At 71.3% G+C, this 7,213-nt stretch carries 6 protein-coding genes and 1 pseudogene; all 7 read left to right on the top strand.

Going from position 1 to position 7,213, the window contains the following annotated elements; translation table 11 throughout:
* Positions 1-226: 226 nt before the first annotated feature.
* Positions 227-1,120, top strand: a pseudogene (locus BST10_RS23550) (hypothetical protein); the annotation flags it as partial.
* The gene (locus BST10_RS17695) at positions 1,109-2,146 is read left to right on the top strand and encodes an HAD-IIA family hydrolase (RefSeq protein ID WP_109559573.1); all 1,038 of its coding nucleotides are present in this window, start codon (positions 1,109-1,111) and stop codon (positions 2,144-2,146) included. The pseudogene BST10_RS23550 and the gene BST10_RS17695, both read left to right, overlap by 12 nt.
* 48 nt (positions 2,147-2,194) lie before the next feature.
* Positions 2,195-2,371: a hypothetical protein gene (locus tag BST10_RS23360; RefSeq protein ID WP_013828785.1), complete on the top strand. Its 177-nt coding sequence runs from the start codon at positions 2,195-2,197 to the stop codon at positions 2,369-2,371.
* 8 nt (positions 2,372-2,379) lie between these two features.
* Positions 2,380-3,186, top strand: coding sequence for a TlyA family RNA methyltransferase (locus tag BST10_RS17690; RefSeq protein WP_083039465.1), 807 nt, complete (start codon positions 2,380-2,382; stop codon positions 3,184-3,186).
* Positions 3,183-4,115: an NAD kinase gene (locus tag BST10_RS17685; RefSeq protein WP_013828787.1), complete on the top strand. Its 933-nt coding sequence runs from the start codon at positions 3,183-3,185 to the stop codon at positions 4,113-4,115. Before BST10_RS17690 ends, BST10_RS17685 begins: the two co-directional genes overlap by 4 nt.
* Before the next feature lie 15 nt (positions 4,116-4,130).
* Positions 4,131-5,927 carry a DNA repair protein RecN gene (gene recN, locus BST10_RS17680; RefSeq protein ID WP_083039463.1) on the top strand — a complete coding sequence of 599 codons (1,797 nt, stop codon included), beginning with the start codon at positions 4,131-4,133 and terminating at the stop codon, positions 5,925-5,927.
* Between the two features lie 103 nt (positions 5,928-6,030).
* Entirely contained in the window at positions 6,031-7,212 is a 1,182-nt protein-coding gene (steA, locus tag BST10_RS17675) for a putative cytokinetic ring protein SteA (protein WP_013828789.1), read from the top strand.
* Position 7,213: the final 1 nt, after the last annotated feature.

Here is a 7,213-nt window from a genome sequence, read left to right as displayed (position 1 = left end):
CCCGGAAGCTAAGCCTGTCAGCGCCGATGATACTGCCCAACCGGGTGGAAAAGTAGGACACCGCCGAACACAACATAAAGCCCTGTGGCCCCCAAAACAATTGGGGGCCACAGGCATTTCCAACAGCCCGAGCCGAAACGCGTGACCAGAGCGCGGGTCGGTGCAGTAGCCGGACTATTAGCGGCGGGCCGTATCCTTACATGAGGTTTTACGGTGAAAGGTTTCCGTGGTCGACAACAGAGCAAGTGGCGGACGTGGTCAGTCGCGCGGGGGCGCCGGGCGTGACCAACGCGGCCCGCAGCAACGGCGGGGAGCTGGCGACCAGCGGCGCACACCCACCGGCGATCAGCGGCGCACGCCCCGAGGCGGCGGACCGGATCGGGATCGGCGCAGCCAACCGCGGCGCGACCACGACGGCGGCTCACGGCCGCCGCATACCGCCGCTGCGGAACCGGCTGCGCGCTACGACGATCCACCGCTTCCCCCCGGGATCGAACCCAAGCAACTGGCCCCGGAGGTGCGTCGGGAACTGAGCACGCTGAACCGGGCCACCGCGGACGGTGTCGCCTGTCATCTGGTGGCCGCCGGGATGCTGCTGGACGACGACCCGCCGGCGGCTCTTCGGCACGCCCGGGCCGCCCGGTCCCGCTCGACGCGGATCACCGCGGTCCGCGAAGCGGTCGGCATCGCCGCCTATCACTGCGGTGACTGGGCACAGGCGCTGGCCGAGTTGCGGGCGGCACGCCGCATGGGCAGTAAGTCCGCGCTGTTGCCGCTGATCGCCGACTGTGAGCGCGGCATGGGCCGGCCGCAGCGGGCGATCGAGCTGGCCGCCGGCGACGAGGCCGCCCAGCTGGAGGGCGACGAGGCCGACGAACTGCGGATCGTCGTCGCCGGGGCGCGCGCCGACCTGGGCCAGCTGGAGCAGGCGCTGACGGTGCTCTCGACCCCGGCAGTCGATCCCGACCGCACCGGGTCGACGGTGGCGCGGCTGCACTATGCGCATGCCGAGACGCTGGTGGCGCTAGGCCGAGAGTCCGAGGCGGTGGAATGGTTCCTGCGGGCCGCCGCCGCCGACGTCGACGGGGTCACCGACGTCGAGGACCGTATCGCCGAGCTCGGCGGCAGCGCGGCCCTGGCAGACGAATACGACTGTCTGCTGCTGGATCTCGACGGCACGGTGTTTCGCGGCGGTGAACCCACCGTCGGCGCCGTCGAGACCCTCGCGGAGCTACCGAGCCGCGCCCTGTTCATCACCAACAATTCCTCGCGTGGCGCCGATGAGGTCGCGGCACACCTGAACCGGCTGGGCTTCACCGCCGCCGCCGAGGATGTCGCCACCAGCGCCCAGATCGCCGCGCATCTGCTGGCCGAGCAGCTTCCCGCCGGATCACGAGTGCTGGTGGTGGGTACCGAATCGCTGGCCGCTGAGATCGCCGCCGCCGGACTGGAACCGGTGCGGCTGGCCTCCGATGAGCCGGCTGCGGTGGTGCAGGGGCTCTCCACCGAGACCGGCTGGGCGCAGCTGGCCGAGGCGGCGCTGGCGATCAGGGCCGGCGCCATGTGGATGACCACCAACGTCGACAAGACACTGCCGTCGGAACGCGGCCTGCTGCCCGGCAACGGCTCGATGGTGGCCGCGTTGCGGGCCGCGACCGACGCCGAACCGCAGGTGGCCGGCAAACCCGGTCCGGCGCTGCTCACCGAGGCGCTGACCCGCGGCGAGTTCTACGCGCCGCTGGTGGTCGGTGACCGGCTGGACACCGACATCGCCGCCGCCAACGCCGCCGCGCTGCCCAGCCTGATGGTGCTCACCGGCGTCAACTCGGCGCGCGACGCGGTCGGCGCGGTCGCCGAGCAGCGGCCCACCTACATCGGCCACGACCTGCGGGCCTTACATCTCGACGCCGACGGGCTGGCGATCGGTCCGCAGCCGCAATGGCAGATCAGCGTGGACGGCACGACGCTCACCGTGGCCGCGGCGCAGCCCGAGGAAGACGACTCTGATGGCCTGTCGATCGTGCGGGCCCTGGCCGGGGCGGTCGCGGAGGCCGATCTGGCCGGGCGCCCGTTCACCGTCGAGTCCGCCGATGACACCGCCGCGCAGGCCCTGCAACACTGGTCCTTGCTCGGCACCTGGCCCTGAGGGGCACGCACCGGCTCAAACTGACATCGTCTAGCGTTGGTGGCACCCATGAACAGTGAGATTGATGATGTCCGGGAACGTATCGCGGCCTTGCTGGCCGAGCTGCCCGGGGAAGCCGAGCTGGCCGAACTACCGGCTCACAGCGATCTCAACGCCTTGGCGCAGCGGCTCGAAGCGGCCCACGAGGTGTTGGTCGCCGCGCTGGAGTCGGTGGAGAAGGGCTGAGGGCATCGATGTCGCGGCGCGCGCGTGTTGACGCCGAACTGGTCCGGCGCGGACTGGCGCGATCCCGCCAGCAGGCCGCCGAATTGATCGGCGCCGGCAAGGTCACCATCGACGGCATCCCCGCCGTGAAACCGGCGACCGCCGTGACGCTCTCGGCGGCCCTGGCCGTCGTGGGCGACGGCGAACGCGGCTGGGTGTCGCGCGGGGCGCACAAGCTGATCGGCGCGCTGGACACCTTCGGGATCGACGTCGCCGACCGGCAGTGCCTGGACGCGGGCGCCTCGACCGGCGGGTTCACCGAAGTGCTGCTGGACCGCGGCGCGGCCCGGGTGGTCGCCGTCGATGTCGGCTATGGCCAGTTGGCCTGGTCGCTGCGCACCGATCCGCGCGTCGTGGTGGTCGAACGCACCAATGTCCGCGGGCTGACGCCGCAGATCATCGGTGGGCTCGCCGAGCTGATCGTCGCCGACCTGTCGTTCATCTCGCTGGCCACCGTGTTACCCGCGCTGGCTGGCTGCGCGTCACCCGACGCCGATATGGTTCCGATGGTGAAGCCGCAGTTCGAGGTGGGACGAGCGCAGGTGGGCGCCGGCGGGGTGGTGTCGGACCCGCGGCTGCGGGCCGACGCGGTGCTGTCGGTGGCGCACCGCGCGGCTGAGCTCGGCTGGGGCACCGTCGCGGTCACCGCCAGTCCGCTGCCTGGGCCGTCGGGCAACGTCGAGTACTTTCTGCACCTGCGCGCCGCCGCCGCACCGCGAAGCGGTGACGCACTGGATGCAGCTGTCCAGGATGCCGTCGCGAAGGGACCCCAGTGAATAGCGGGAACGGCGAGCGCACCGTCCTGTTGGTGGTGCACACCGGGCGGGAAGAAGCCACCGACACCGCCCGCCGTGTCGAGAAGGTGTTGGGCGACCACGGCATCACGCTGCGGGTGCTGACCGCCGAGGCCGTCGACAAAGGCTCGCTGCATCTGGCGCCCGACGACATGCGCGACCTCGGAGTCGAGATCGATGTGGTGGACCCGGACAACCGGGCCGCCGAGGGCTGCGAGCTGGTGCTGGTGCTCGGCGGCGACGGCAGCTTCCTGCGGGCCGCCGAACTGGCCCGCACCGCCGACATCCCGGTGCTGGGGGTCAACCTCGGCCGGATCGGGTTCCTGGCCGAGGCCGAGGCCGACCACATCGACGGGGTCCTCGACCACGTCATCGCCCGCGATTACCGAGTCGAGGACCGGATGACGCTCGACGTCGTGGTGCGCGCCGACGGGGAGATCGTCGACCGCGGATGGGCGCTCAACGAGGCCAGCATGGAGAAGGGTCCCCGGCTGGGCGTCCTCGGTGTCGTCCTCGAGGTCGACGGCAGGCCGGTGTCGACGTTCGGCTGCGACGGCGTGCTGGTGTCGACGCCGACCGGGTCCACCGCCTACGCGTTCTCCGCGGGTGGGCCGGTGCTCTGGCCCGACCTGGACGCCATCCTGGTGGTGCCCAACAACGCTCACGCGCTGTTCGCCCGGCCGATGGTGACCAGCCCCGACTCGACGATCGCGATCGAGGTTGAAAGCGACGGACACAACGCGCTGGTGTTCTGCGACGGCCGCCGCAAGATGTTGGTGCCGGCCGGCGGTCGGCTCGAGGTGCAGCGAGGCGGTAGACCGGTCAAGTGGGCGCGGCTGGGCAGCTCCCCGTTCACCGACCGGCTGGTGCGCAAATTCCGGCTGCCGGTGACCGGCTGGCGGGGACAGTGACGACGGTGCCGGCCGTTGCTTACTGAGATCCGCATCGAGTCGCTGGGCGCGATCCAGGCGGCGACCGCCGAATTCGACCGCGGCCTGACCGTGCTCACCGGGGAGACCGGCACCGGCAAGACGATGGTCGTCACCAGCCTGCACCTGCTCGGCGGTGCGCGCGCCGACGCCAACCGGGTGCGCTCGGGGGCCACCCGCGCCGTGGTGGAAGGCCGGTTCTGCACCGCTGATCTGGCACCGGCCTCGGCCGCGCAGATCGACGAGCTCCTGGAGTCCTCCGGGGCCGAGCGCGACGAGGACGGCAGCGTGATCGCGGCCCGTTCGGTCAGCCGCGATGGGCCGTCGCGCGCCTACCTGGGTGGCCGCGGGGTGCCGGCCAAATCGCTGAGCGGCTTCACCGGCGGGCTGCTGACGCTGCACGGCCAGAACGACCAACTGCGGCTGATGCGCCCCGACGAACAGCGCGGTGCGCTGGACCGGTTCGCCGCGGTCGGCGCCCGGCTGGAGCGCTACCGCAGCGCGCGGGAGGCCTGGCTGTCGGCGCGGCGTGACCTCATCGACCGCCGCAACCGCGCCCGGGAACTGGCTCAGGAAGCCGACCGGCTCACCTTCGCGCTGCGCGAGATCGACGACGTCGACCCGTGCCCCGGTGAGGACGACGCGCTGACCGTCGAGATTCGCCGGCTCTCCGAACTCGACGCACTGCGCGCCGCGGCGGCCGGCGCGCGGGCGGCCCTGGCAGGCGGCGCCGACGATGACGCGGCCACCGCGCCCACCTCGGCCACCGACCGGCTCGGGCAGGCAAGGACGGCGTTGACCGGCACCGACGACGGCGCTCTGCAGGCGCTGGGCGACCAACTCGGCGAGGCGCTCACGGTGGTCGGCGACGTGGCCCGCGAACTGGGTGGTTATCTCGACGAACTGCCCACCGGCACCGACGCGCTGGACGCCAAGCTGGCGCGGCAGGCCGAGCTGCGCTCGCTGACCCGCAAGTACGCCGCCGACGTCGACGGGGTGCTGGCATGGGCGGCCGAGTCGCGCGAGCGGCTGGCCCAACTCGACGTCTCCGAAGAAGCACTGGCGGCGCTGTCCGATCGCGCCGAGGAGCTCGGGCAACGGGTGGTCAAGACCGCCACCGATCTCAGCGCCGCGCGCGGCAAGGCGGCCGGCTCGCTGGCCAAGGCGGTCAGCGCAGAGCTTTCCGGGCTGGCGATGGCCGACGCCGAGTTCAGCGTCGGCGTGCACCACAGCCCGGCCGCCGACGACGACCCGGCCGCCCTGCGGCTGCCCTCGGGGCAGGTGGTGCACGCCGGCGCCGACGGCATCGACGACGTCGAGTTCGGGCTGGCCGCGCATCGGGGCATGACGGTGCTGCCGCTGGCCAAGAGCGCCTCCGGAGGTGAGCTGTCCCGGGTGATGCTGGCACTGGAGGTGGTGCTGGCCACCTCGTCCTTGTCGGCGTCGTCGCGCGACTCGGCCGGCACCACGATGGTGTTCGACGAGGTCGACGCCGGCGTCGGCGGCCGCGCGGCGGTGCAGATCGGGCGGCGGCTGGCGCGGCTGGCCCGCACCCACCAGGTCATCGTGGTGACGCACCTGCCGCAGGTGGCGGCCTACGCCGATGTGCACCTGATGGTGGAGCCCACCGGCAGTGACGGCGCCAGCGGGGTGCGGCGGCTGACGGATGAGGAGCGGGTCGGCGAACTGGCCAGGATGCTGGCCGGGCTGGGGGAGACCGACACCGCCCGGGCGCACGCGCGGGAATTGCTCGACGCCGCCCGGGATGATCGGGACGTAGACCGCGGCGGATAAGCCGCCAAGGCCGTGTGACAACTGTGACGTAATTGAACTTCTGAGGCTATTGTTGCGGCGCGCCTCCCGGGTTTTGAGCTGTTTCGAGGACAGAATCGCCGCCATGAAGATGTCTGCGCTGCTGTCTCGTAACACCTCCCGGCCCGGTGTCATCGGCACGGCCCGGGTTGATCACGACATCGACCGACTGCTGCGGCGGGTCGGCCCGGGCGACATCGTGGTGCTCGACATTCTCGATCTGGACCGGATCACCGCCGACGCCTTGGTGGAGGCCGAGATCGCCGGTGTCGTCAACGCCTCGGCGTCCATCTCCGGTCGCTACCCCAACCTCGGGCCCGAGGTGCTGGTCGCCAACGGCGTCACGCTGATCGATGAAGCCGGACCCACGGTGTTCAAGAAGATCCGCGACGGCGCCAAAATCCGGCTGCACAACGGCGCCGTCTACTCCGGTGACCGGCGGCTGGCACGAGGCGTCGAGCGCAGCGACGTCGAGATCGCCGACCTGATGCTGGAGGCCAAGAGCGGGCTGGTGGCGCACCTGGAGTCCTTCGCCGGCAACACCATCGAGTTCATCCGCAGCGAGAGCCCGCTGCTCATCGACGGGATCGGGATCCCCGAGATCGATGTGGATCTGCGGCGCCGGCACGTGGTGCTGGTCGGTGACGAACCCGACGCCGCCGACGACCTGAAATGCCTCAAGCCCTTCATCAAGGAGTACCAGCCGGTGCTGATCGGCATCGGCTCCGGAGCCGATGTGCTGCGCAAGGCCGGCTACCGGCCGCAGCTGATCGTCGGCGACCCCGATCAGATGAGCGCCGAAGTGCTGCGGTGCGGATCGCAGGTGGTGCTGCCCGCTGACGCCGACGGCCACGCGCCGGGGCTCGAGCGCATCCAGGACCTCGGTGTCGGCGCGATGACGTTCCCGGCGGCCGGGTCCGCGATGGACCTGGCGTTGCTGCTGGCCGATCATCACGGCGCGGCGCTGCTCGTGACGGCCGGGCACACCGCCAACATCGAGACGTTCTTCGACCGGACCCGTCAGCTGACGAATCCGTCGATGTTTTTGACCCGCCTCAAGGTCGGCGAGAAGCTGGTGGCCGCCCGCGCGGTCGCCACGCTGTACCGCAGCCGGATCTCCGCCGGCGCGATCGCGCTGCTGGTGCTGTCGATGCTGCTGGCGGTCATCGTCGCGCTCTGGGTGTCGCAGACCGACGCCCTGGTGCTCGAATGGCTCAGCAACTACTGGCACGACCTGTCGCAGTGGCTGCGGCACTGGGTGACGTAAC

Source organism: Mycolicibacter algericus DSM 45454 (assembly GCF_002086455.1).
Lineage (GTDB): Bacteria > Actinomycetota > Actinomycetes > Mycobacteriales > Mycobacteriaceae > Mycobacterium > Mycobacterium algericum.
Note: the sequence above shows the minus strand (reverse complement) of the source record. Positions and strands in the feature narration are given on the sequence as shown.